General features: G+C 64.2%; 23 protein-coding genes. 10 read left to right on the top strand and 13 right to left on the bottom strand.

Annotated elements, in window-relative coordinates:
• Window positions 1–114: 114 nt before the first annotated feature.
• Both KBW95_RS06845 and KBW95_RS06840 read right to left on the bottom strand, forming a co-directional pair.
• Complete coding sequence (locus KBW95_RS06845; RefSeq protein WP_211527805.1) at window positions 115–1119, bottom strand: family 43 glycosylhydrolase; 1005 nt, start codon at window positions 1117–1119, stop codon at window positions 115–117.
• A gap of 98 nt (window positions 1120–1217) precedes the next feature.
• Window positions 1218–1679, bottom strand: coding sequence for a YaiI/YqxD family protein (locus tag KBW95_RS06840; RefSeq protein WP_211526116.1), 462 nt, complete (start codon window positions 1677–1679; stop codon window positions 1218–1220).
• A gap of 200 nt (window positions 1680–1879) precedes the next feature.
• Here KBW95_RS06840 and KBW95_RS06835 point away from each other — a divergent pair, with 200 nt between their 5' ends.
• On the top strand, window positions 1880–3469 hold the full coding sequence (locus KBW95_RS06835) for a DUF4139 domain-containing protein (protein ID WP_211527804.1): 1590 nt from the start codon (window positions 1880–1882) through the stop codon (window positions 3467–3469).
• Here KBW95_RS06835 and KBW95_RS06830 read toward each other — a convergent pair whose 3' ends face one another.
• The 3 genes from KBW95_RS06830 to KBW95_RS06820 all read right to left on the bottom strand — a co-directional run bounded on the left by KBW95_RS06830 (window position 3470) and on the right by KBW95_RS06820 (window position 6151).
• On the bottom strand, window positions 3470–3928 hold the full coding sequence (locus KBW95_RS06830) for an N-acetyltransferase family protein (RefSeq protein ID WP_373888766.1): 459 nt from the start codon (window positions 3926–3928) through the stop codon (window positions 3470–3472).
• Window positions 3929–4037: 109 nt separating this feature from the next.
• Window positions 4038–4619: a PEP-CTERM sorting domain-containing protein gene (locus KBW95_RS06825; protein WP_211527802.1), complete on the bottom strand. Its 582-nt coding sequence runs from the start codon at window positions 4617–4619 to the stop codon at window positions 4038–4040.
• A 29-nt stretch (window positions 4620–4648) separates the two neighbouring features.
• On the bottom strand, window positions 4649–6151 hold the full coding sequence (locus KBW95_RS06820; RefSeq protein WP_211527801.1) for a PhoX family phosphatase: 1503 nt from the start codon (window positions 6149–6151) through the stop codon (window positions 4649–4651).
• A gap of 212 nt (window positions 6152–6363) precedes the next feature.
• On the opposite strand from KBW95_RS06820, the gene ubiA reads away from it, so the two are divergent.
• The 4 genes from ubiA to KBW95_RS06800 are packed head-to-tail and all read left to right on the top strand — an operon-like array spanning window position 6364 to window position 8229.
• Window positions 6364–7218 (top strand): 4-hydroxybenzoate octaprenyltransferase, encoded by an 855-nt coding sequence (gene ubiA / locus KBW95_RS06815; protein ID WP_211526121.1) that lies wholly within the window; start codon window positions 6364–6366, stop codon window positions 7216–7218.
• 42 nt (window positions 7219–7260) lie between these two features.
• Window positions 7261–7560 carry a YqjD family protein gene (locus tag KBW95_RS06810; protein WP_211526122.1) on the top strand — a complete coding sequence of 100 codons (300 nt, stop codon included), beginning with the start codon at window positions 7261–7263 and terminating at the stop codon, window positions 7558–7560.
• A complete protein-coding gene (locus KBW95_RS06805; protein WP_211527800.1) occupies window positions 7560–7937 on the top strand; it encodes a phage holin family protein in 378 nt (125 codons plus the stop codon). The genes KBW95_RS06810 and KBW95_RS06805 overlap by 1 nt, the downstream gene beginning before the upstream one ends.
• Window positions 7927–8229: a hypothetical protein gene (locus tag KBW95_RS06800; protein WP_211526124.1), complete on the top strand. Its 303-nt coding sequence runs from the start codon at window positions 7927–7929 to the stop codon at window positions 8227–8229. The genes KBW95_RS06805 and KBW95_RS06800 overlap by 11 nt, the downstream gene beginning before the upstream one ends.
• A gap of 64 nt (window positions 8230–8293) precedes the next feature.
• Here KBW95_RS06800 and KBW95_RS06795 read toward each other — a convergent pair whose 3' ends face one another.
• Window positions 8294–9247, bottom strand: a complete 954-nt coding sequence (locus tag KBW95_RS06795; RefSeq protein ID WP_211527799.1) for an IS1595 family transposase — start codon at window positions 9245–9247, stop codon at window positions 8294–8296.
• 368 nt (window positions 9248–9615) lie between these two features.
• Here KBW95_RS06795 and KBW95_RS06790 point away from each other — a divergent pair, with 368 nt between their 5' ends.
• Window positions 9616–11778 carry a S8 family serine peptidase gene (locus tag KBW95_RS06790; protein ID WP_211527798.1) on the top strand — a complete coding sequence of 721 codons (2163 nt, stop codon included), beginning with the start codon at window positions 9616–9618 and terminating at the stop codon, window positions 11776–11778.
• Between the two features lie 149 nt (window positions 11779–11927).
• Here KBW95_RS06790 and proC read toward each other — a convergent pair whose 3' ends face one another.
• Together proC and KBW95_RS06780 are read right to left on the bottom strand one after the other, a co-directional pair.
• On the bottom strand, window positions 11928–12740 hold the full coding sequence (gene proC, locus KBW95_RS06785) for a pyrroline-5-carboxylate reductase (RefSeq protein ID WP_211527797.1): 813 nt from the start codon (window positions 12738–12740) through the stop codon (window positions 11928–11930).
• A 1-nt stretch (window position 12741) separates the two neighbouring features.
• A complete protein-coding gene (locus tag KBW95_RS06780) occupies window positions 12742–13455 on the bottom strand; it encodes a YggS family pyridoxal phosphate-dependent enzyme (protein ID WP_211527796.1) in 714 nt (237 codons plus the stop codon).
• Between the two features lie 75 nt (window positions 13456–13530).
• On the opposite strand from KBW95_RS06780, the gene KBW95_RS06775 reads away from it, so the two are divergent.
• Both KBW95_RS06775 and KBW95_RS06770 read left to right on the top strand, forming a co-directional pair.
• Window positions 13531–14574: a type IV pilus twitching motility protein PilT gene (locus KBW95_RS06775; RefSeq protein WP_211527795.1), complete on the top strand. Its 1044-nt coding sequence runs from the start codon at window positions 13531–13533 to the stop codon at window positions 14572–14574.
• Window positions 14575–14593: 19 nt separating this feature from the next.
• On the top strand, window positions 14594–15730 hold the full coding sequence (locus tag KBW95_RS06770) for a PilT/PilU family type 4a pilus ATPase (protein ID WP_211526129.1): 1137 nt from the start codon (window positions 14594–14596) through the stop codon (window positions 15728–15730).
• A gap of 41 nt (window positions 15731–15771) precedes the next feature.
• Here KBW95_RS06770 and KBW95_RS06765 read toward each other — a convergent pair whose 3' ends face one another.
• Window positions 15772–16104 (bottom strand): DUF805 domain-containing protein, encoded by a 333-nt coding sequence (locus tag KBW95_RS06765; RefSeq protein WP_211526130.1) that lies wholly within the window; start codon window positions 16102–16104, stop codon window positions 15772–15774.
• 164 nt (window positions 16105–16268) lie between these two features.
• On the opposite strand from KBW95_RS06765, the gene KBW95_RS06760 reads away from it, so the two are divergent.
• Entirely contained in the window at window positions 16269–16760 is a 492-nt protein-coding gene (locus tag KBW95_RS06760; RefSeq protein ID WP_373888765.1) for a glutathione peroxidase, read from the top strand.
• Between the two features lie 5 nt (window positions 16761–16765).
• Here KBW95_RS06760 and KBW95_RS06755 read toward each other — a convergent pair whose 3' ends face one another.
• The 3 genes from KBW95_RS06755 to KBW95_RS06745 all read right to left on the bottom strand — a co-directional run bounded on the left by KBW95_RS06755 (window position 16766) and on the right by KBW95_RS06745 (window position 20110).
• Window positions 16766–17542, bottom strand: coding sequence for a hypothetical protein (locus tag KBW95_RS06755; RefSeq protein WP_211527793.1), 777 nt, complete (start codon window positions 17540–17542; stop codon window positions 16766–16768).
• A gap of 1 nt (window position 17543) precedes the next feature.
• Window positions 17544–17912, bottom strand: coding sequence for a hypothetical protein (locus KBW95_RS06750; protein WP_211527792.1), 369 nt, complete (start codon window positions 17910–17912; stop codon window positions 17544–17546).
• A gap of 158 nt (window positions 17913–18070) precedes the next feature.
• A complete protein-coding gene (locus tag KBW95_RS06745; RefSeq protein ID WP_211527791.1) occupies window positions 18071–20110 on the bottom strand; it encodes a glycoside hydrolase family 97 protein in 2040 nt (679 codons plus the stop codon).
• A 222-nt stretch (window positions 20111–20332) separates the two neighbouring features.
• Here KBW95_RS06745 and KBW95_RS06740 point away from each other — a divergent pair, with 222 nt between their 5' ends.
• Complete coding sequence (locus KBW95_RS06740) at window positions 20333–21631, top strand: sodium:proton antiporter (protein WP_211527790.1); 1299 nt, start codon at window positions 20333–20335, stop codon at window positions 21629–21631.
• Here KBW95_RS06740 and KBW95_RS06735 read toward each other — a convergent pair.
• Window positions 21628–21942 (bottom strand): hypothetical protein, encoded by a 315-nt coding sequence (locus tag KBW95_RS06735; protein ID WP_211526134.1) that lies wholly within the window; start codon window positions 21940–21942, stop codon window positions 21628–21630. The two genes, KBW95_RS06740 and KBW95_RS06735, sit on opposite strands and share 4 nt — an antisense overlap.
• Window positions 21943–21961: the final 19 nt, after the last annotated feature.

Raw genomic sequence — 21961 nt, 5'->3', positions numbered from 1 at the left:
CGTGCCGGGGGGCCCCCATTTTTTTTTGGCGCTTGGTGCTCAACGAACTTGGACCCCGGCCTGCGCGGGGGCGACGGTTTCATGGCTAGTGGAAGTAGCTGATCAAAGTGGTTCCTAGTGCACCACATCGGCGACCGGCACGCCGAAATCCGGCGTACCGTCGGCGCGCCAGCGAATCACCTGCGCCCGCGTGTGGCGATTCGGATCATGCAGCGAATCCCCCTTGATCTCCTGGTAGTTGCGCGCGTGGTAGACCAGGATGTCGGTCTTGCCGTCCGGGCTCGTCGTAAACGAATTGTGGCCGGGGCCGTACTGGCCGGTGGCCGCGCTGCTGGCCAGGACCGGCGCCGGCGACTTGCTCCACGCCGCCGGATCAAGCAGGTTGGCGCTGTCGCTGGCGCTCAGCATGCCCAGCGCGTAATTGGCGTCGGTCGCGCTGGCAGAATAGGTCATGAACACGCGGCCGTTCTTGACCAGCACGGCGGGCGCCTCGTTGACGTCGAACTTGATCTTCTCCCACGCATAATCCGGCTTGGTCAGCAGCGTCGCCTTGCCCGCGATCGACAGCGGCGTATCCATCTTCGCGATATACACGGCAGTCATGTGCTTGCCCGACGCCGGTGGGCGCTGGGTCCAGACCAGGTAGCGCTGCCCCTTCAGGGCGAAGGTCGTCGCATCGAGCGCGAACGATTCCCATCCGGTCTTCAGCTGCCCCCGTTCGACCCACTGCCCTTCGAGCGGATTGGCGGCCGCATTCTCCAGCACATACAGGCGGATGTCGAAGGGCGCGTCAAGCCTCCCCGCCGTGAAGTAGAGATACCACTTGCCGTCGATGTGATGCAGCTCCGGCGCCCAGATGTTGCGGCTCATCGCGCCACTGTCGTGGCGGCGCCAGATCGTCTTCGTCTCGGCCTTCGCCAGGCCGTTCAGGTCGCGCGTGCGGCGCAGCTCGATGCGGTCGTATTCGGGAACGGTGGCGGTGTAGTAGTAGAAGCCGTCCGCATGCAAGCTAACGTGCGGGTCGGCGCGCTGCATCACCAGTGGGTTCGCGAATTCAGCGGCGGTGGCTGCGCTGGACAGCAACAAAGCGCTTGCCAGGGCCAGGCGGTGTGTGGTCATGCTCGTGTCTCCGGAATCGTTATCCTGACGAGCGTGACCTCTGCCCATCAGCTAAACCGATGGTACGGAAAGCCCTGCGCTTTGATCCAATAACTTTTTTATTCGGACCGATACGATTTTCGTCGCGCCAGCTCGCGGTCGAGCGCATTGGCGAAGTTCTGGCGGTCGGCCTGGCTGAAGGCGGACGGTCCGCCGGTATCGACGCCGCTGCCGCGCAGCTCCTCCATGAAGGCGCGCATCGTCAGCTGCTGGGCGATGGTGTCCTTGGTGTACCACTCGCCGCGCGGGTTCAGCGGCAAACCGCCCTTCTCCAGCACCAGCGAGGCGAGCGGGATATCGCCGGTCACCACGATGTCGCCCGCGCTGACGCGCTCGACGATTTCGGCATCGGCCGCATCGGCCCCCGCCGGCACCTGCAGCGCGCGGATGAAGCGCGAGCCCGGCACCCGGATCAGCTGATTCGCCACCAGGGTGACGTTCAGCTGCAGGCGCTCGGCGACCCGGAACAGGATATCCTTGATGACCGCGGGACAGGCGTCTGCGTCGACCCAGATGTGCATGGCTGAGATGGAAATGAGCGCTGGAAGCCAGCTGGACAGCCATTGTAGCCGCAAAGGGCGTCCACCACCCCCGCGGACCGGCGTCGGCCAATGACCGCTCCCCCATGACACTCGCTTAACAAATGGTAACTATTTGCGTTCTTTTTATGACAGCGATCTGTTACGCTCGGAACATCATATTCATTTCCGAGAGGCATTAAATGATAGTCAAACAACATTGGGCGCTTCTGTTGGCGCTCGGCGCCTCTTCCTCCTCGGCGATCGAGGCCCCGATCCGCAGCGTCATTCTGTATCCAGGCAGCGCCACCGTGGAGCGCGTGGTCGAGGTGTCGCCCGGCACGAGCCAGGTCGAGATCACGGGCCTGCTCGCCAACTTCAATACCGACACGGTCCGCCTGCAGGCCGACGCAGGCATCCAGGTGGGCCAGGTCGTCACGCGCGACCTGGGGAGGACCGAGAGCCCCAGCCCGCGCGAGGCGGACCTGGAAGCCAGGATCCAGGCACTGCAGGACCAGATCGCCGTGATCGACGCCGACTACAAGGCGGCGCAGCTGGTCCAGGGCTACCTCGAGCGCTTGGGCGGCGGCGACGCCGCGGCCGGCCGCGCCGCGCCCGCCGATGGCAAATCGCTCCTCGGCACCCTCGACGCCATCCGCAAAGGCGGCGGCGATGCGCTGGAACGCATGCACAATGCAGAGGTCAAGAAGCGCGCGCTGGCCAAGCAGCTGGATGTCCTCAAGCGCGACCGCGCCAAGGTGCAGGCCAATACGCGCGACAGCCGGATCATGACGATCGCCGTCGCGGCGAAGCAGGCGGGAAAACTGGTCCTTTCCTACCAGGTGACGCGCGCCGGCTGGAAGCCAACCTACCGCGCCTCGCTGGACTCGAATGCCTCCACCATCGACCTGGAGCGCCTGGCGTCGATTTCGCAAAAGACGGGCGAGGACTGGAGCAAGGTCAAATTGCGCCTGTCGACCGGCCAGCCTAACCTGTCCGCGCATGCGCCCAATCCTTCTCCATGGCTCCTGAATTACCAGCCGCCGCAAGCGGTGTCGGAGATGGCTTACGCTCCTTCCGCGCCACCGCCTCCTCCCGCGCCCCGCATGGCGGTGGGAGCGTCGGCGCGCAGCGCAGCGGACGACTACGTGGCGCCGGTAGTGGAAACGCAGGGTAACTTCACCACCGAATTCGAGGTGCCGGCCAGGGTCGACCTGGCTGCGGACGGCCGCGAGATCTCGGTCGGGCTGGGCGCACAGAGCCTGCAGGTCAAGCAGCGGGTCCGCATTGCGCCGCGCACCAGCAACGACATCGCGGTGCTGACCGCGGAGACGGCGCGCCCCGGCGGCGTCTGGCTGCCGGGCCAGGTGCAGTTGCGCCGCGACGGTTCCTACGTCGGCGCGCTGCACTGGGATCCCCAGTCCAGCGACCGGCTGACGCTGTCCTTCGGCCGCGATCCCCTGACGCGCGTCGCCATCGAGCATCGCAACGAGATGTCGGGCCAGACCGGCTTCTTCAAGCGCGACAACGAAAAGCGCATCGCCGACACCTACGCGGTGACCAGCTTCCACCGCCAGCCGATCGACATCCTGGTGCTGGAGCCGACCCCGGTCAGCCAGTCGGACAAGGTCAGCGTGAAGATCGCGTTCGATCCGGAACCGAACGTCAGGGACTGGGAACAGCGTCGCGGCCTGGTCGGCTGGGAGCGTTCGCTCAAGCCGAACGAGACCGCCCGCTTCAAGGTCGATTACGTGATCGACTATCCGAAGGAAGGCTCGGTGCAGGGCCTGTAATCAAGGAGCGAGGTGCCGGCTGTACGTGTGGAACACCTCGTCGCGCGTCCAGCCGAGCGATTCGTACAGCGACTGCGCCACGAGATTGGTCTTGGCCGTAGTCAGGTCCATGCGCGCCTTGCCTTCCATCCTGGCCAGCGCCTCGGCCGCGAGCAGCAGCGCTCGCCCTACTCCGCCTTGCCGTGCGTCGGGGGCGACGAACAGGTCGTAGAGCACGTAGATGGGCGCCGCCTCGACCGAGCAGAAACTCGGGTAGAGCTGGGAGAAGCCCACGATCTCCCCGGCCGCATTCTCCGCCACCAGCTGCCGCGATTCGCGGTTGAGGAAGCGCTGTTCGACGAAGCTGCGGGCGAGTTCCGCATCCGGCGCCTGCTCGTAGAATTGCCGGTACAGATCGAACAGCTTGGCAATGTGCGGGAGATCGTCGTGCGACGCATCCCTGGTGCGGATGGACATGATGGAACCCTGGGCCTAAAGCGCGGAATCATTGCATAAGCCTGCGGCTGGCGCAATGCCAGGTGCATGACTACCCCTTCCGGCGTAGGCGCGGCGGAAGGGGCAAGGACGCTCAGTCCTTCTTGCGGCGGCGCGCGGCCATCAGGCCGGCCATGCACAGCATCGGCAGCACCAGCGCCACGGTCGAGGGTTCCGGCACCTGGGCCACGATGAAGAAGGTGTCGCCTGCGCGCAGGCCGGAGGTATCCAGCACCCAGTCGGCCTGGCCCTGCAGGCCCAGCGGATTCCCGAAGTGCAGCTCGGCCGGCTCGGCCTGGGCGAAGTGGATGCCCACGCTGTCGGCGTCGTGCTTGACGCTGCCCAGCGTCCCGAAAGCCGGGGTCACGCTGCCGGCGCCGGCGAGGCCGATGCCCTGGAAGTAAAAATTGAAGTGCGAGAACGGCATGCCGCTCAGGTTCAGCACCATGGCGCTCAGGCTCAGCGGACCCCGCAGATCCTCTTCCTGCAGCACGAAATCCAGGCGGGTAGCCGTGAGATCCTGCAGGTCGAGGTTGAAGGACACCAGGCCCGGCGCGCTGTAATCAATGGCGGCGTTGGCCGGCGAGCCGGAGGCCGACAGCAGGACCGCAGCCTGCGCGCCGCTGGAGAACATCAGTGCCGCGAAGGCGGCGGCGATCGTCTTAGTGAATTGCATGTTGATTTCCCTGTGATGGATGGCGTTGATTACAAAGGCCCCTTGGCCCACGGACCCGAAATCGCGAAAGTCACGCCCGGGGTCTGGATGTTGACGAACAAGTAGCGGCCGGTCGGGTCGAAGCAGGCGCCGGCGAACTCGTTGTCGCGATGGTCGTCCGCCAGCGAGGCCAGCTTGCCCGCGCCCTGCAGCTGTGCCGCGGTCAGGTTGATGTTGTTCTTGGCGAAGATGTAGGCATCCCCTGCTCCGGTCAGGCCCATCAGGCGCTGGCCGAAGCCGTACATGTCGGTAGCGGCGGTGGAGGCGTCTTCGCAGATCAGGATGGCGTTGCGCGGGCTCACGGTGAGGTTGTCGCCCATGTTGCCCACCAGCGGGCTCGGGCTCGAGTAGATGCATTTGAGGACCTGGGTGGCCAGGTCCAGTTCCCAGATCGCGCCACGCTGCACCGCGCCGCCCGAGGTGTCCATGACATACATCTTGCCCTGCGCGTACCAGATGCCCTCGCCGCGGTTCATGCGCGCTGCGCCCTGCAGCCAGCCCTGCACGAAGGGACCGGCCGCATTGGTGATCGTCACGCCGGAAGGGCCGGTGGCGTTGCCGCGGTCGGCGTCCGGGTTGGCGATCGGCACCCACTCCAGCTCATAGCTGGCGTTGACCGAGGCCACCGCCAGGTTGGCGTTCTGGACGCCGCGCACGCGCGCCATCTGCAGGATCCCGCCCCGGGCCAGCGAACCCGGAGCGCCGGTGCGGATGTCCGGCACGTAGCGGTAGAAGCCCGATTTGCCGGACGAATCCTCGGTCTGGTAGACGAAGCCGGTGGCCGGATCGACGGCCGCGGCTTCGTGGGCGAAGCGGCCCATGCCGATGATCGGCTGGCCGGTGGTCTGGGCCGGATCGGCCGTCACTTCGAACACGTAGCCGTGTTTCTTGCCCGAGGCGCTGATGGCATCGGAGCCGACTTCCTCGCAGGTGAGCCAGGTGCCCCAGGGCGTGATGCCGCCGGCGCAGTTGGTCTGGGTGCCGCCCAGGCTCGGCGTCATGCTGACCCAGCTGCCATCGCGGAAGAGCAGGTTCGTGGTGCCGCCGCCGAACTTGTTGGCGGTGGAATTGCTGACATTGCCGCCGTCGTAGACGCCGATGGCGTTGATGAAGTTGCCGGCGCCGGTGCCGCCGATCTCGTGGTTACGCACCAGCACCAGCTCGGTGCTGCGCCCCACCTTGCGCGACGCGATGACGCCCATGCCGTCGTGGCCGCCCGGGCAGGTTTTACCGTCGGTCATCAGGTCGCCGCGCCAGCCGAAGCTCTTGTAGCTGAAGCCGGCCGGCAGCTGCAGCAGCGGCAGGCCGGTGCTCAGGTCGTTGACCGGCGCGATCGGGCCATACGGGCTGTCCACCAGCGTGGTGGAACCGTTGGCGGCCATGGCCTGCTGGGCCTGCATGGCGGCGAAAGCCCCGACGAAAGGCAGCGCCGAGGCACCGGCCAGGCCCTTGAGCAGATTGCGTCGCGACGGCGACAATTCTTTGTCAGTCATTGAACTTCTCCATCTTTGTGGATGCCAGATGTCCCCACCCCCATGGCACGGACCGATGCATTTAAACAAACAAAAATGTCGGTTCAATGACAACAAAACGGCAACATTGCTGCATTAACCCGTGCAGGCGCCGCTCGCCGCGGGCGCGGCAAAAGCTTTAGAATCGCTGTCTTCTGCTCAACAGTTCTTGCTCGACAAGACAGGATTCATCCATGAACAAGCTGGCGCTCTATTTCCGCCTGGTCCGGGCCGACAAGCCGATCGGCATCCTCCTGCTGCTGTGGCCCACCCTGTGGGCGCTGTGGATGGCCTCCGGCGGCGTGCCGGACATGATGGTGCTGGCGATCTTCGTGCTCGGCACCGCCCTGATGCGCTCGGCCGGCTGCGCGATCAACGATTACGCGGACCGCGACTTCGACCGCCATGTCAAGCGCACCGTCGACCGGCCCCTCACCAGCGGCAAGATCCGCGGCTGGGAAGCGGTGATGGTGGCGCTGGTGCTGTCCTTGATCTCTTTCCTGCTGATCCAGCCCCTGAACACGCTGACCAAGCAACTGTCGGTGGTGGCCCTGGTGGTGGCCGGCACCTATCCCTACTTCAAGCGTTTCTTCGCCATTCCCCAGGCCTACCTGGGCATCGCCTTCGGCTTCGGCATCCCGATGGCCTTCGCCGCAGTGCAGGACCAGGTGCCGGCCGTGGCCTGGTGGCTGCTGGTGGCGAACGTGTTCTGGGCCGTGGCCTACGACACCGAATACGCCATGGTCGACCGCGACGACGACCTCAAGATCGGCATCCGCACCTCGGCCATCACCTTCGGCCGCTTCGACGTGGCCGCCGTGATGCTGTGCTACGGCGCCGCCCTGGCCATCGACCTGGTGTGCGGCTGGGTCCTGGGCCTGCGCTGGTGGTTCTTGGCCGGCATCGTGGTCGCCGCCGGACTGGCGCTCTACCACTACACCCTGATCCGCCACCGCGAACGGATGGCCTGCTTCAAAGCCTTCCGTCACAACAATTGGCTGGGCGCGGCATTGTTCAGCGGTGTCGCACTAGACTATGCATTCAGGTAATATTGCTCAAAAGGCATTCACTCCACCACAAAGAGGTTCCTCATGATTGAAAAGATCCCTACCCAAACCGGCACCCGCGAGCAACTGGTGGCCGACCTGAAGACCGTGATCCATGACGCGGAAGCCTGGCTGCGCAACGGTGGCGCCCTCGGCGGCGAAGAACTCAAGGCCAAGTTCGAGACGACGCTGGCCAGCGCCAAGGCCGGCCTGGCCCACTACCAGGAAACCGTGGTCGATGCGGCCAAGAAGACCGACGAGTACGTCAAGGAAAATCCGTGGAAATCGGTGGGCCTGGGCGCCGCGGTCGGCGTCGTGGTCGGCATGCTGATCGCCCGCAAGTAATGAGTATCTCCGCGGCGGTAGGCAGGATAGGCAGCACTGTGCTGGCTATGGCGCGCACGCGACTGGAGCTGGCCGCAGTGGAGCTGCAGGAGGAAACGCAGCGCCTGTTCGGCTACCTCGCCTGGGCGCTGGCGGCCGCGGTCCTGGCGCTCGGCGCCCTCGTCCTCGCCGTGCTGTTCGTGTTGGTGCTGTTCTGGGACACCCATCGCCTGCTGGCGGTGGGCGGCATGACGGTCCTGTTCGCGCTTGGCTGCGGGTTCGCGGTCATGAAGCTGCGCACCGGGCTGGCTTCGCGTCCGCCGCTGCTCGGCGCCACCCTGGCCGAGCTGCGCAAGGACGTCGAGTTCGCGAAAGGAGAGCAGGTAGATGGGCACTAAATCCGAGATGCTTGCGGCCCGCCGCGCCGAACTGGTGGCGCGCTGCGCCACGCAGCGCGCCGTCGTCGCGCACGAGTTCGCGGTGCTGAAGTCCCCCGAGACCCTGGGCGTCGTCCCCGCCTACGTCAGCGCGCACAAGAAGACCGCCCTGATCGTGGCCGGTGTGGCGGCGGGCTTCCTCGCCACCAAACCCAAGTGGGCGGTTGGCCTCGTCACCGCCGGCGTGTCGCTCTACAAGTTCGCCCAGCGCGCCCTGCCCGTACTCAGGTGGAAGGGCTTCGAGGTGCACTGAGCGCGCCGCCCTCCCCCGCATTCGAGCCCGCCATGTGCGGGCTTTTTCTATGGCGCTGTCCCCATTATGTGTGGAAGAGGCCCATCGCCGCTCGCAGAAAGCGCTCCGGCGAAGCGATGCGAGAACCGTCCAGCGCCCATTGCCAGCCCAGGTAGTTCGGCAGGTAACGCGAGGCGACGCCATGAAAGCGCGCCAGCCATTGCCGGAAGCGGCGGTGGTAGGCGTTGACGTTCCGTACATGGACGGCGCCACGCACGCGCTCGCCGGCGCGCAGGTTGACGCATTCGTGGGAGATGCCCGCTTCGCGCGCGAAGGCGCGATAGGCGGCATGCGCATCGGTGACCAGCAGCACGTCCGGATCGAGCACCGGCAGCAAGTGCCGGTGCAGCTGAGGTGTCGTGACCGCGCCGCGTCCGGTGACGAAATCGTGTGTTTGCCCGGTGCGGTCGCGGGCGACCAGGATGCACACATGCTCGTGCGAGATGCCGCGTTTGGAAGCCACTCCACCCCGCCGGCGTGCCGGCCGATCCAACTGGCGCGAGCCCTTTTGCGATTCCAGCAGGAACAGCTCGTCGGCCTCGGCAATGCCGTTCAAGCGCTGCGGCCTGTCGTGCTTGGCAAGTTCCAGGAAACGGTGGCGCCATCGAAAGCTGGTGTTCCGGTGCACCTCGACCGCCTTGGCGACCGCGCGTACGCTATGGGCGTCGAGCATCTTGTCGAGGTAATCGAGCCACTTGCCGCGATGGCGCAGGCGAGACAGCGGTGTTCCGCTCAGGGCCGTGAAGGTCTTGCCGCACGCGCGGCAGCGGTAGCGCTGCAGGCCGCGGAGCCTGCCATGCCGATAAGGACGCTCTGCCTCGCACGCCGGACAGCAGGGCGCCGGCCGGTTCACTTCGATCGCTTCGCGAAGGCGATCCAGGCCAAGCGCCGGCCCGAGCGCCTCCATGAGCTTGCCGCGCTGCCCCTTGCTCAGCAGCGGCAGTTGCCGCATCCACTTCGCGAAACGCTTGCCGTCCATTTCCACCTCCGGTGTCCAGGTCGATCAATGACACTTGGACCAGGAGGAAACCCGGCAGTTCAATTTCTACATTTAAGGGTGACAGCGCCTTTTCTATTCCGCCAGCTCATCCATACATAGCACAAGCGCTTGCCCGCACGATTGAAGATTGGCGCAGATGCAACGTTTTTTGCTGTTTGCAAAAATAAATTTTTAACGCCCGTATGCACGTTTGACGTGCATATATGCCGACGGAATACTCATCAGGCGGCACCACGGAAATGCCGTGTTTCACCGGAAGCATCCCAAGACAACAACAGATCAAGAGGAGCACAGTCGTGAGATCATCCCGTCGTCGTTTTTCACTCGTCGCAGCACTGGTTCTGGCATTGGGCGCACAAGGCCCGCTTGCCGGCGCCGCATCGGCCGGCATCCTGCCCGGCGCCTCGTCCTCCGGCACCCTGGCCGCGGCCAAGATCGACAGCCAGTTCGCCCAGGAACTCAACAAGCAGCTCACCAATGTCTACTACGACGTCATCGTCGTGTTCGACAAGAAGGAAAGCACATCGCGCCTGTCGGTCCTGGGGCGCAAGATCAAGACCTATAAAGTGCTGCCGATGGCGCGCATGCTGCTCACCAAGGCCGAGATCAACCAGGTGGCCGGCTGGCCCGAGACCCGCTTCATCGAGCCGAGCCGCAGCCAGCGCCTGTTCAATGCCGAAGGCCGGGCCATGACCAAGGCCGAGGAAGTGCAGCGCGTGCTGGGCCTGGACGGCAGCGGCGTGACGGTGGCCATCATCGACACGGGCGCCGACGGCCTGCATCCGGACCTGGGCAACGTCAAGAAGAACTACGCGGTGGCGGGCGCGCTGGGCATCGATCCGACCCAGGTCTATATCTCGCTGACGCCGGACGGCATCGACGTCGAGACCTCCGTCATCGAACAGCACACCGGCCTGCTGGGCGCACAGTGGAACACCGACGAATACGGCCACGGCACCCACTGCATCGGCACCATCGCCGGCACCGGGATGGAATCCGACGGCAACCTGCGCGGCATGGCGCCCAAGGCGAACATCATCAGCTATGCCACCAGCACCGGCATCAACCTGCCCTTCACGCTGGAAGCCTACGACCACGTGATCGCCAGCAAACGCGACGGTGTGGCCGACATCCGCGTGCTCAGCAACTCATGGGGCAGCTCCTCCTACGAACCCTTCAATCCCAACCGCTCGACCAACGTCGCCTCGCGCCTGGCGTACGAAGCGGGCATCCTGTCGGTGTTCGCGGCGGGTAACGACGGACCGGGCCCGAACACGATGAACCCGTATTCCAACGCGCCTTACGCGCTGGGCATCGGCGCCACCAACAAGGCCTACGGCATGGCCGACTTCTCGTCGCGCGGCCGTCCGGAAGGTAACCATGACCGCGAGCTTGCGCTGGCCAACCTGAAGGCATTCATGGCCGCCAGCGCCGAGGAGCAGGCCGCCTGGGACCACGCTGCCCGTCCGCTCGGCATCGACCGCCCGGCCATCGTGGCGCCGGGCGAGAACATCGTGTCGAGCCAGAATCCTGTCCACCCGATGACCACCAGCGGCACCTTCTACGGCGCGGCCTCCGGCACCTCGATGGCGACGCCGCACGTGAGCGGCATCGCGGCGCTGGTGCACCAGGCCCAGGACGTCAAAGGCGGTGCGCGCCTGTCGCCGCTGGACGTGATCCGCGTGCTGGAAGTCACGGCCAACAAGGAAGTCATGCAGGGTTACGACACCTTCGACGCCGGCGCCGGCTTCATCGACGCGCGCAAGGCGGTGGACGCGGTCACCGTCGGCGCGATCCCGACGGCAGTGACCTCGAACGACCTGGTGCACTTCAATCCGGGCCCGGTGCGCGTCGACAGCGGCAGCTATGCGGGGACGGCCACGCTCAATTCCTTCCAGACCAATACAGGCTATGGACTGCACAAGGTGACGGTTGAACCGGGGGCGATGAAGCTGTTCGCGGATGCGCAGTGGGACCTGGAGGCCAACAACCTGTACATCACGCTGTATGCGCCGGGTGTCGATCCGGCCGGCGGCGTCAACTTCGCCGCGCAATCGGCGGGGCTGACCACCATCCAGAAATACCGCTCGGTCGAGGTCAAGTACCCGGCGCCGGGCGAGTGGCATGTGCGGGTCGATGGGCGCGTGAACCTGCTGTCGACGGCGTATACGGGCAAGTACGAGGTGACGGTGCCGGACAATGTGCCGCCGACCGCGGAGCTGAGCGTCAGCAGCACCAAGGTCAGCGGGGATCAGCCGGTGGCGATCAATGCCAAGGTTGGCGACGGCAATGGCGTGGCGAACGTGACCGAGGCTCGCGTGACGGTGTCGACCAGCGCGGGCAAGGTGCTGCACAGCTTCGACAAGTCGGCTTTCGTGCAGCAAGGCGATGTGCTGGTGTTCTCGAAATCGGTGCTGTTGTCGGGGAAGGCGCCGTGGACTGTCGAGGTGCGCGCAGTGGATGCTGGGGAACAGCAAGCCGTGAAGCAAGTGACGATCGGGCGCAAATAAGCGTTCGTAGTTTGCTTGCAAACTTGGGTTCCCGCCTTCGCGGGAACGACGGGCTAAGGTAGCGGGCTACGATCAGTAGCTGTGGACGCCAACCTTAAAACCGTCGTTCCCGCCAAGTTACTTCCCTCTGCCGGCTTGCCGGCAGCACTTCAATCTTTACCTAGCTCGTCGCCAAGCTCACGCCCCCGCGCCGCCGCCGCCTTCATCGCCTCGACGATGGCCTGCTTCACGCCGCTGGCTTCCATGCTGGTGATCGCCGCATAAGTGGTGCCGCCCTTCGACGTCACCCGCTGCCTGAGCACCTCAACGGGATCCTGCGACTGCGCCGCCAGCTGCGCCGCCCCGGTGAAGGTCGCCAGCGCCAGCTCCCTGCCCTGCTCCGCGCTCAAGCCCATCTCGACGGCCGCCTGCTGCATCGCCTCGAGGAAGAAGAACACATACGCCGGCCCGCTGCCCGACACCGCCGTCACAGGATCGATCTTGGCCTCGTCATCGAGCCACACGGTCTTGCCGACCGCGCGCATCACCTGGTCCGCCGCCTCGCGCTGGCCTTCGCTCACACCCGCCTGCGCCACCATGCCGGTAATGCCCATGCCGATCAGGGCCGGCGTATTCGGCATCGAGCGCACGATGGCGCCATAGCCGCCCAGCCAGCGCGACAGGTCGGCAATGCGGATGCCCGCCGCGATCGACAGCAGCAGCTGGCCGCGCAGCTGCGGCGCCAGGCTGGCGGCCACTTCGCGCATCTGCTGCGGCTTCACGGCCAGCACCACCACGTCGGCGCCCGCAACCTGATCGCCGATGCCGGACGCCGTGCTCACGCCATACTGCTGCGCCAGGCGCGCCAGCGCGTCGGCATTCGGGTCGACCACGTGCAGGTCGGCCGCGTTGGCAAGCTGTCCGGCCAGGCCGGCGATCAGGGCGGTGGCCATGTTGCCGCCGCCGATAAATGCAATCTTCATCTCACTCCTTGTTGGATGCGTAGGTGCGGGCGCCGAAGATGGCGCTGCCGATGCGCACGATGGTCGCGCCTTCCATGATCGCGGCCTGCATGTCGCCCGACATGCCCATCGACAGGGTGTCGAGCGCCAGGCCATGGAGGCGCAGGCGCTCAGCCAGCGTGCGCAGGCGCGCAAAAGCCTGGCGCTGGAGCGCGACGTCGGCCTGGGGTTCGGGGATCGCCATCAGGCCGCGCAGGCGCAGGTTCGGCAGCTGGGCCACCTGGCGCGCCAGTTCCGGCACCTCGTCCTCGTGCGCGCCGCTCTTGCTGGCCTCGCCGCTGATGTTGACCTGGATGCAGACATTCAGCGGCCCCAGCTCCGGCGGACGCTGCTCGGACAGGCGCTGGGCGATCTTCAGGCGCTCCACCGTGTGTACCCATTGGAAGCTGGACGCGATCGGTCTTGTCTTATTGCTCTGGATCGGACCAATGAAATGCCATTCGACAGGCGCCTCGGGTTGCGCGCGCGCGACGAGCGCAATTTTGTCGAGCGCTTCCTGCAGGTAGTTTTCACCGAAGGCCTGCTGGCCCGCCGCCATCGCCTCCAGCACCGCTTCCGCTGGGAAGGTCTTCGAAACGGCCAACAGCTGGACGCTGGAACGGGGCCTGTTTGCGGCCTCGGCGGCACTGGCGATTGTCGCTTCGACAGCTTGCAAGTTCTCAGCGATTGTGGACATAATGATTTTCTATAGGAAATATTTTTCAGTCGAGACGAGGGCTTTGCGCCCCCCGGCGCGGCACAGGGATTATAAATGGACATTTCGGAATTACTCGCCTTCTCGGTCAAGAACAAAGCCTCGGACTTGCACCTCTCGGCCGGCCTGCCGCCGATGATCCGCGTGCATGGCGACGTGCGCCGCATCAACCTGCCGCCGCTGGAGCACAAGGACGTGCACGGCATGATCTATGACATCATGAACGACGGCCAGCGCAAGCAGTACGAAGAAGTGCTGGAGTGCGATTTCTCGTTCGCGATCCCGGGCCTGGCGCGCTTCCGCGTCAACGCCTTCAACCAGGAGCGCGGCGCGGCCGCGGTGCTGCGTACCATTCCGTCCAAGATCCTGTCGCTGGAAGAACTGAACGCGCCGAAGATCTTCGCCGACCTGGCGCTCAAGCCGCGCGGCCTGGTGCTGGTGACCGGCCCCACCGGCTCGGGCAAGTCGACCACCCTGGCGGCGATGATCAACCACCTGAACGAAAACGAGTACGGCCACATCCTCACCATCGAGGACCCGATCGAATTCGTGCACGACTCCAAGAAGTGCCTGATCAACCAGCGCGAAGTCGGCCCGCACACCCTGTCCTTCAACAACGCGCTGCGCTCGGCGCTGCGCGAAGACCCGGACGCGATCCTGGTGGGCGAGCTGCGCGACCTGGAAACCATCCGCCTGGCGCTGTCGGCGGCCGAAACCGGCCACCTGGTGTTCGGCACCCTGCACACCTCGTCGGCCGCCAAGACCATCGACCGTATCGTCGACGTGTTCCCGGCCGAGGAAAAAGAGATGGTGCGCGCGATGCTGTCGGAGTCGCTGCAGGCCGTCATCTCGCAGACTCTGCTCAAGACCAAGGACGGTTCGGGCCGCGTGGCCGCGCACGAGATCATGATCGGCACCCCGGCGATCCGCAACCTGATCCGCGAAGCGAAGATTGCACAGATGTACTCGGCGATCCAGACCGGCAGCAGCGTCGGCATGCAGACGCTCGACCAGAACCTGACCGACCTGGTACGCCGCAACCTCATCTCCAGCGCCGCGGCCCGCTTCGCCGCCAAGATCCCGGAAAACTTCCCGGGTTAAGAAACTGCGAGGAATCTCAATGGAACGCGACCAGGCATCCAAATTCATGTTCGACCTGCTGCGCCTGCTGACGGCGAAAGGCGGCTCGGACCTGTTCATCACGGCCGGCTTCCCGCCGGCGATGAAAATCGACGGCAAGATGACGCCGGTGTCGAACCAGGCGCTGAGCGGCACGCACACGGCCGACCTGGCGCGTGCGATCATGAACGACAAGCAGGCGGCCGGCTTCGAGCTGACCAAGGAATCGAACTTCGCGATCAGCCCGGGCGACCTGGGACGCTTCCGCGTCTCGGCCTTCATGCAGATGGGCGCCGTGGGCATGGTGCTGCGCGTGATCACCACCACCATCCCCAAGTTCGAAGACCTCGAACTGCCGGAAGTGCTGAAGGATGTGATCATGACCAAGCGCGGCCTGGTCATCATGGTCGGCGCCACCGGTTCGGGCAAGTCGACGACCCTGGCGGCGATGGTGGGCTACCGCAACGAGAACAGCTACGGCCACATCATCACCATCGAAGATCCGGTGGAGTTCGTGCACCCGCACCGCAACTGCGTGATTACGCAGCGCGAAGTGGGCGTGGACACCGACAGCTTCGAAGCGGCGCTCAAGAACTCGCTGCGCCAGGCGCCGGACGTGATCCAGATCGGCGAGATCCGCGACCGCGAAACCATGGAACACGCGATCGCGTTCGCGGAAACCGGCCACCTGTGCCTGGCCACCCTGCACGCCAACAGCGCCAACCAGGCGCTGGACCGCATCATCAACTTCTTCCCGGAAGAGCGCCGCCAGCAGCTGCTGATGGACTTGTCGCTCAACCTGAAGGGCCTGATCTCGCAGCGCCTGGTCCCGAAGAAGGAAGCCAAGGGCCGCGTGGTGGCGATGGAGATCCTGCTGAATTCTCCGCTGATCTCCGACCTGATCTTCAAGGGCGAAGTCCATGAGATCAAGGAGATCATGAAGAAGTCGCGCGAGCTGGGCATGCAGACCTTCGACCAGGCGCTGTTCGACCTGTACGAAGCGGACAAGATCACCTACGAAGATGCGCTACGCAATGCGGACTCGGTGAACGACCTGCGCCTGAACATCAAGCTCAACAGCAAACACGCGAAGAACCGCGATTTCTCGGCCGGTACCGAAAGCCTCGGCCTGGTCTGAGTCGCGCAAGGCCGTGCCGGGGAGGCACGGCCTTCATCCCATCAGGCCGCGACGGCTTGCACCTCGTAGCGGTTCGGCCGGCCTTCCTGGACTTCGAACACGAGCAGCACGATCCAGCCGACGACCGGCAGGAACATCAGCAGCTGCCACCAGCCGCTGCGGTCGGTGTCGTGCAGGCGGCGGGCGCCAGCGGCGATCGAAGGAAGCAGAGTGGCCAGGCTGAAGATCGCGGACAGCTGCTCGCTGACGATGTTCAGCCCGACGGAGACCAGCACCAGGAACAGCCAGAACCACCAGTACTCGGAGCGCGAAGCGGTGCCCTCGAAGGTGGCATATTTGCGGAAGCAGGTGGAAATCGATTCGGTAAATGTCATTGTCGCTCTCGTGAAATAAAGCCGTGGGACGGCAGGTTTGATTCAGGAGAGCAACATAGCACGGTCGTCTTGAGTAAAAAGACGCACATTCTCACTTTCCGGCGGCAACCGGCACGCCGTCAGACATTGTCGTAAACTTCAGCTTTTCCAAGATGGAGACAAGAATCATGAGCGTCTACGACTTCCAGGCCGCATCCCTTGACGGCAAGCCCGTCGATCTTGGCGCATTCCGCGACAAGGTCCTGCTCATCGTGAACACCGCCAGCGAATGCGGTTTTACTCCCCAATACAAAGGCCTGGAAGAGCTGTACCGCCGCTATGCCGGCCAGGGCCTGGCCGTGCTGGGCTTCCCCTGCAACCAGTTCGGCAAGCAGGAACCGGGCACCGAAGCCGAGATCGGCGCCTTCTGCGAAAAGAACTACGGCGTCAGCTTCCCCATGTTCGCCAAGATCGACGTCAATGGCGACAACGCCCACCCGCTCTACACCTACCTGAAAGGCGAAGCCCCCGGCGTGCTCGGCACCGAGGGCATCAAGTGGAACTTCACCAAGTTCCTGGTCAACAAGGACGGCAAGGTCGTCAAACGCTACGCGCCGCAGACCAAGCCGGAAGAGATCGGCAGCGACATCGAGAAGCTGCTGGCCTCTTCCGCCTGATTAACTCATCCGATCTTGACCTCAGCCGACTCGTCGACACATTTCAAAGGTACGATCCTTCCGCTCCCACGCTCGCGAACATGAGTTTGCGAGCGCGGTGCGCTGTCAATCACAACTGTTTTTGAGTAATTAATCTTCTCGTCAAAAATCGTTTTGTAAGCGACGCGGACATACATTGCGCTCTGGTTGCTAGAGAACACTCCTAGCGGGGCATTTGGCGAGCTCGCTAAGGAAGTTGTGCCGGTGTCGAAGTCCAAGCCACTGCCCGTGATGCAATCCTTTCCAACGATTTGCTCAACGCTCGTTACGGATGCCAGTGGCCATGCCCATGCCCCACCACCCGGGACACTTATCCGCTGATCCGCAAGAATTTTCAACGCATAGCTTTGGGCGAGCTTGTGAGGACGAAGTGACGCGATCGTGGTTCCTGTCTTGTCGTCAAGAAGCTCAAGTCGAACATCCAAAGCAGGCAGTTTGGACTTGTTCAACAACATTACTGTCAGATAAGACTCTCTGTCTCCCCACCATTGGGTCCAACGGACATCAGACACCTCGAGTACGGTAGGATTCTCCGCCATCAACAAGGCTTCGCGCTTCTTGTCTAGTGAACTCAAGTTCGGCGCTGGCGGCGGCGTAACCTGATAATTAATGTTATTTATTGTGCCGCCGCTCATGTGACCAATTGCCGCACTCTGGAGACCATGTGTCTTCTGCCCTTGTGCACCTGCTGACGTCGCATGAAAAGCAAAGCAGATCAAGACACTTAAAGCTTTCAACTTCATATTAATGCTGTTTAGATGAGGAAGTATTGTTAATAGTGCCTCCACTCATGCTACCGATGGCTTGGCTTTGTTCTCCTGTCGTGCTTTGCGAACCGTTGACAACGATGTCTTGTGTGGGCGAAGTCTGTAGTGGCGCAGCTTGCTTAACGGACGCTGGCCCACCGTACGTCAGGACCAGCAAAACGATGATTATCGTACTTACGATGCCGACTGAATAGATCGGCGGAAGCCTTCTCTTCCCTTTGTAGAGCGCCATTGCTTGCTGCGTGAGAAAGCAGATGACAAGAAGAGCCAGCGCAATCAGGCCAAGATGATCTTTTGCAGCTGCGGTGATAACCGCCGCCCAATCCTTGAGTGGTTCGTTAGACATCAGATATATCGATCTTCACATTCCGCTTGGGCGACCCGGTCGTTAGGGGATCCTGACATACCGGCGCCCGTTAGCAGGGGGGGTGTAGATCATGCCATAGCGTCCTTGGCGAAAGAGTCTCAAATAATCACTCTTGCACGCAGATTCGACGCATTCTTTCAGTTTTTTAGCGAGAAGCGGATCGCTTGGCCGCCGCCCGGTGCTAGCTTCAGCTGCAGCGTGTCGCCCGCGCCGACGGTCTTCGTTTCCGTCACCAGGTCGAAGCGGCGCTCGCTGCGGTAGTCGGCCGCGTCGCCGTCGCGGTAGATCTCGGCGACGTAGCGCTTGCCGGCATCCAGGAAGCCAAGGGGCAGCGCCAGGGTGCGCGCCTGCCCGTCGGTGACGGCGCCCACATACCAGTCCTGCGAGCCCCTGGCCTTGCGCGCGATGGTCGCGTACTCCCCTACTTCGCCGTGGATGACGCGGGTGTCGGACCAGTCGGTCGGCACGTCGCGGATGAACTTGAAGGCCGCGGGATACTTCTCGTAGTTCTCCGGCAGGTCGGCCGCCATCACCAGCGGCGAATAGATCACCACGAAGTTGGCCAGCTGCTTGGCCTGGGTCGAATTGAACACCTTGCCGTCCGCGCCCACCAGGCTCAGGACGCCCGGCGTGTAATCCATCGGGCCGCTCAGCATGCGCGTGAATACCAGCTTGGCCTCGTGGTCGACCGCGTTGGGCGGGTTGCCCCAGGCGTTGTACTCGACGCCGCGCGCGCCTTCGCGCGTCAGCCAGTTCGGATAAGTGCGGCGCAGGCCGGTGTCCTTGACCGGTTCGTGGGTGTCGATGGCGATGCGGTATTTCGCTGCCTCAGTCACCGCCTTCACGAAGTGGCGCACGCCGTCCTGCGAGTCGTAGTGGCCGAAGCGCGGCTTGCCGTCGCGGCCCGTGAACAGTGCGCTGCCCGCTTCGTGCACATAGCCGGACTTGATGCTGTCGACGCCGTGTTTTGCGTACAGCTTGTAGGCCGCGTCCATCTGCCTTTCGTAGGCAGGCACGTTGGCGCCGGTCTCGTGGTGGCCGATCAGGCGCACGCCCTTCGATTTCGCATACGCGGCCAGGCCCGGCAGGTCGAAGTCGGGATAGGACTTGGTGAAGCTGAAGTCCGCGCCGCCATGGCCCCAGTCGCTTTCCCAGCCCTGGTTCCAGCCTTCGACCAGCACGCCGCGGAAGCCGTTCTTCGCAGCGAAGTCGATATAGCGTTTCGTGTTGGCGGTGTTGGCCGCATGCTTGGGACCCGCGTTCCAGCTCCCCTTATTCAGGTGCATCTCCCACCACACACCCACGAACTTCGACGGCTTGACCCAGGAGACGTCGCCCAGCTTGTTCGGCTCGTTCAGGTTGAGGACCAGGTCCGACATATACAGGCCCGCCGCGTTGTCGGCGAACTGCATGGTGCGCCACGGCGTCGTGAAGGCGCCGTGCTTCACCACCGCCGGGCCGTAGGAAGACGGCGCCAGCATGGCGCGCAGCTTCTGGCCCTCGACCTTGCGCAGCCACATGGAGGCGTAGTCGACCAGCGCCGCTTCGTGAAAGGCGATGTGGGTGCCGTCGTCCAGGCGCACGGTGAGCGGGGTATTGGCGATGCCGATTTCCTTGAGCGGCGCCTTGCGCACCACTTCTTCCAGTCCCGGCAGCTCGCCCGCCGGAATCCACCAGGCCGTGGCCGGTTGCGTCACGGTGAACTCGGTCAGCTCGTCGAGGATCTCGACATCGCGCAGTTGCGGCTGGGCCGGGAATTCGTAGCGGAAGCCGACGCCGTCGTCGTAGATGCGGAACACGATGTCGAGGCGGCGATTGCCCTTGTTCTTCTGCTCGACCGCGACGCGCAGCTCGCGGTAGCGGTTGCGCACGAACTGACGCTCGCCCCAGGGCTGCTCCCAGGTCGAATCGTGCTCGCTGACCTTTTGTTCGCGCAGGCTGAAGCCGCCGTCGAGCTTCTGTGCATTGGCCAGGTTGAAGCCCAGGCGCGACAAACCGATGACTTCCTTGCCGCGCCGCTTGACCGCATAGCCCAGCTTGCCGCCGCCATCGATCTGCACCTCGACGCCGATCACCTTGTCGGGCGACTCCGCGCTGGCGATGACCTGTTGCGCCCAGGCGGGCAAGGCAAGCGTGAGGAATGCCGCCAGAAAGGCGGCGGAGCGGCTGGTGAGCATATGGTCGGTCTCCTGTGATCGATGCGTCGAAGTAGCAAAACTACCTTATTTCTTCTAACAATGCAGTGTTTACCGCCAGACTTGTAGGGTAATTACCTTACCCAAGCTAAACCTGCGCTTATCCCCCTTACGTGCGTGCGGGTACAAAGGCTCGCCCTTCATGCCGCTAGACTTGCCGTGTTCATGCATCCAGACGGCCAGTCGTCATACCGGGAGTCCATATTGCGGAATTTTCAATGGTTTTTGCTGATCGGCGCCTTGATGGTCGCGCGCGGCTTGTGGGGTCACGCGGTGGCGAAGCTTCCGTTTACCTCTGCCACGATCTACCTGGCGATCGGCTTGTGCCTGGGCCCACTGGCGCTGAACCTGTTCACCTTCGATCCACTGAACGAAGCCGCCCTGCTTGAGCCCGTGGCCGAGGTTGCGGTCCTCATCTCGCTGTTTTCCGCCGCCATCAAGATGCCGGTTCCTTTTATCCTGCCGCGCTGGATGCCCGCGATCAGGCTGGCGTGGCTCGCCATGGCCTTGTCCGTCGCGTGCATTGCCGGCTTCGGCTGGCTGGTCCTGGGACTACCTATCGGCGCGGCGATTCTGCTTGGCGCGATCCTGGCGCCGACCGATCCGGTGCTCGCAACCGACGTCCAGGTGCGGCACGCCGGCGACAAGGACCCGCTGCGCTTTACCCTCACCTGCGAAGCCGGATTGAACGACGGCAGCGCTTTTCCTTTCGTGATGCTCGGGCTCGGGCTGCTTGGCCTGCATGAACTGGGAGATCTCGGGTCGCACTGGCTGCTGGTGGACGTCGTGTGGGCGACCCTAGGTGGGCTGGCCATCGGCGCCGGGTGCGGCGCCGCGCTGGCCTATCTCAGCGCAGCCTTGCGCAAGCGTTATGCCAGGCACGAGGTGCTGGACGACCTCCTCGGGCTCGGGCTGATCGGGCTCTCGTATGGGATTGCGTTGTCCCTGCACACCTATGGCTTCCTGGCGGTGTTCGCCGCAGGCGTGGCCTTGCGCCAGACCGAGCTGCGCCTGATCCACGCGCCGACGAATCCTGAAGGCCTGCTCGAACCGGAAACGGACGACGCGCATGCCCCTGCCGTCGTGCCGGTCGAACCCACCGTCAGCGGCGGCGCGCTGGTGTTCAAGGAGCACCTCGAGCGCCTGTCGGAGCTGACGCTGGTGCTGCTGCTGGGAGGCGCCGCCACCTGGTACCTGGCGGACTGGCGTCCGTGGGCGCTCGCTTTGTTCGTGTTGTTCGTCGCCCGTCCCGCCAGCGTGCTCGCGAGCATGGCCGGCGCCGGTATCGGTGGCCGCGCCACGGCCATCGCGGCCTGGTTCGGCGTGCGTGGGATCGGTTCGATCTACTACCTGACCTATGCCATCAACCATGGCCTGCCGCCCTCGACTTCGCGCAGCCTGGTGAACGCCACGCTGGCCGTCATCATCCTGTCGATTGTCCTGCATGGCGCCAGCGTGACGCCGCTGCTGAACCGGTTCTGGCGCGATCCCGGCCGCGGCTAGCGGGTCCTGACCTCGGCCACCGCATGCGTGGTGCAGCCGCGGTGCACGTTTTCCAGGAAGCGCACCGCCTCGTCCAGCGTCAGGCCGGCAGGCAGCAGGTGCCCGAGTGCGGCTTCCTCGCTGGCACGGTCGACGCCGAAGGCGATCGCGCGCGAGATATCGCGCGCCTGCCTGCCGTCGCTGTTGTAGAGCGCATCGTAGACGCCGATTTCTTCCCACAGGGGCACGAAGCCCGGACTGGTGCTGTCTTCGAAGACGACCGCGGGCGGCATGCCCTCGTCCTCGCGCAGGAGCTGGAATACAAAACTCATGTTCGCGTCCTTTCAAAAC

The sequence above is a fragment of the Massilia sp. ZL223 genome (assembly GCF_018119395.1).
In the GTDB taxonomy this organism is placed as follows: Bacteria; Pseudomonadota; Gammaproteobacteria; order Burkholderiales; family Burkholderiaceae_D; genus Telluria.
Note: the sequence above shows the minus strand (reverse complement) of the source record. Positions and strands in the feature narration are given on the sequence as shown.

Bases quoted from the DNA above. Each gene is read 5' to 3' on its own strand.
- ubiA (WP_211526121.1), top strand. From the start codon at position 6,364: ATGAACAAGCTGGCGCTCTATTTCCGCCTGGTCCGGGCCGACAAGCCG.
- KBW95_RS06835 (WP_211527804.1), top strand. From the start codon at position 1,880: ATGATAGTCAAACAACATTGGGCGCTTCTGTTGGCGCTCGGCGCCTCT.
- KBW95_RS06750 (WP_211527792.1), bottom strand. From the start codon at position 17,912: ATGTCTAACGAACCACTCAAGGATTGGGCGGCGGTTATCACCGCAGCT.
- KBW95_RS06820 (WP_211527801.1), bottom strand. From the start codon at position 6,151: ATGACTGACAAAGAATTGTCGCCGTCGCGACGCAATCTGCTCAAGGGC.
- KBW95_RS06840 (WP_211526116.1), bottom strand. From the start codon at position 1,679: ATGCACATCTGGGTCGACGCAGACGCCTGTCCCGCGGTCATCAAGGAT.
- KBW95_RS06775 (WP_211527795.1), top strand. From the start codon at position 13,531: ATGGACATTTCGGAATTACTCGCCTTCTCGGTCAAGAACAAAGCCTCG.
- KBW95_RS06770 (WP_211526129.1), top strand. From the start codon at position 14,594: ATGGAACGCGACCAGGCATCCAAATTCATGTTCGACCTGCTGCGCCTG.
- KBW95_RS06800 (WP_211526124.1), top strand. From the start codon at position 7,927: ATGGGCACTAAATCCGAGATGCTTGCGGCCCGCCGCGCCGAACTGGTG.
- KBW95_RS06755 (WP_211527793.1), bottom strand. From the start codon at position 17,542: ATGAAGTTGAAAGCTTTAAGTGTCTTGATCTGCTTTGCTTTTCATGCG.
- proC (WP_211527797.1), bottom strand. From the start codon at position 12,740: ATGAAGATTGCATTTATCGGCGGCGGCAACATGGCCACCGCCCTGATC.
- KBW95_RS06845 (WP_211527805.1), bottom strand. From the start codon at position 1,119: ATGACCACACACCGCCTGGCCCTGGCAAGCGCTTTGTTGCTGTCCAGC.
- KBW95_RS06765 (WP_211526130.1), bottom strand. From the start codon at position 16,104: ATGACATTTACCGAATCGATTTCCACCTGCTTCCGCAAATATGCCACC.
- KBW95_RS06735 (WP_211526134.1), bottom strand. From the start codon at position 21,942: ATGAGTTTTGTATTCCAGCTCCTGCGCGAGGACGAGGGCATGCCGCCC.
- KBW95_RS06825 (WP_211527802.1), bottom strand. From the start codon at position 4,619: ATGCAATTCACTAAGACGATCGCCGCCGCCTTCGCGGCACTGATGTTC.
- KBW95_RS06795 (WP_211527799.1), bottom strand. From the start codon at position 9,247: ATGGACGGCAAGCGTTTCGCGAAGTGGATGCGGCAACTGCCGCTGCTG.
- KBW95_RS06805 (WP_211527800.1), top strand. From the start codon at position 7,560: ATGAGTATCTCCGCGGCGGTAGGCAGGATAGGCAGCACTGTGCTGGCT.
- KBW95_RS06810 (WP_211526122.1), top strand. From the start codon at position 7,261: ATGATTGAAAAGATCCCTACCCAAACCGGCACCCGCGAGCAACTGGTG.
- KBW95_RS06745 (WP_211527791.1), bottom strand. From the start codon at position 20,110: ATGCTCACCAGCCGCTCCGCCGCCTTTCTGGCGGCATTCCTCACGCTT.
- KBW95_RS06780 (WP_211527796.1), bottom strand. From the start codon at position 13,455: ATGTCCACAATCGCTGAGAACTTGCAAGCTGTCGAAGCGACAATCGCC.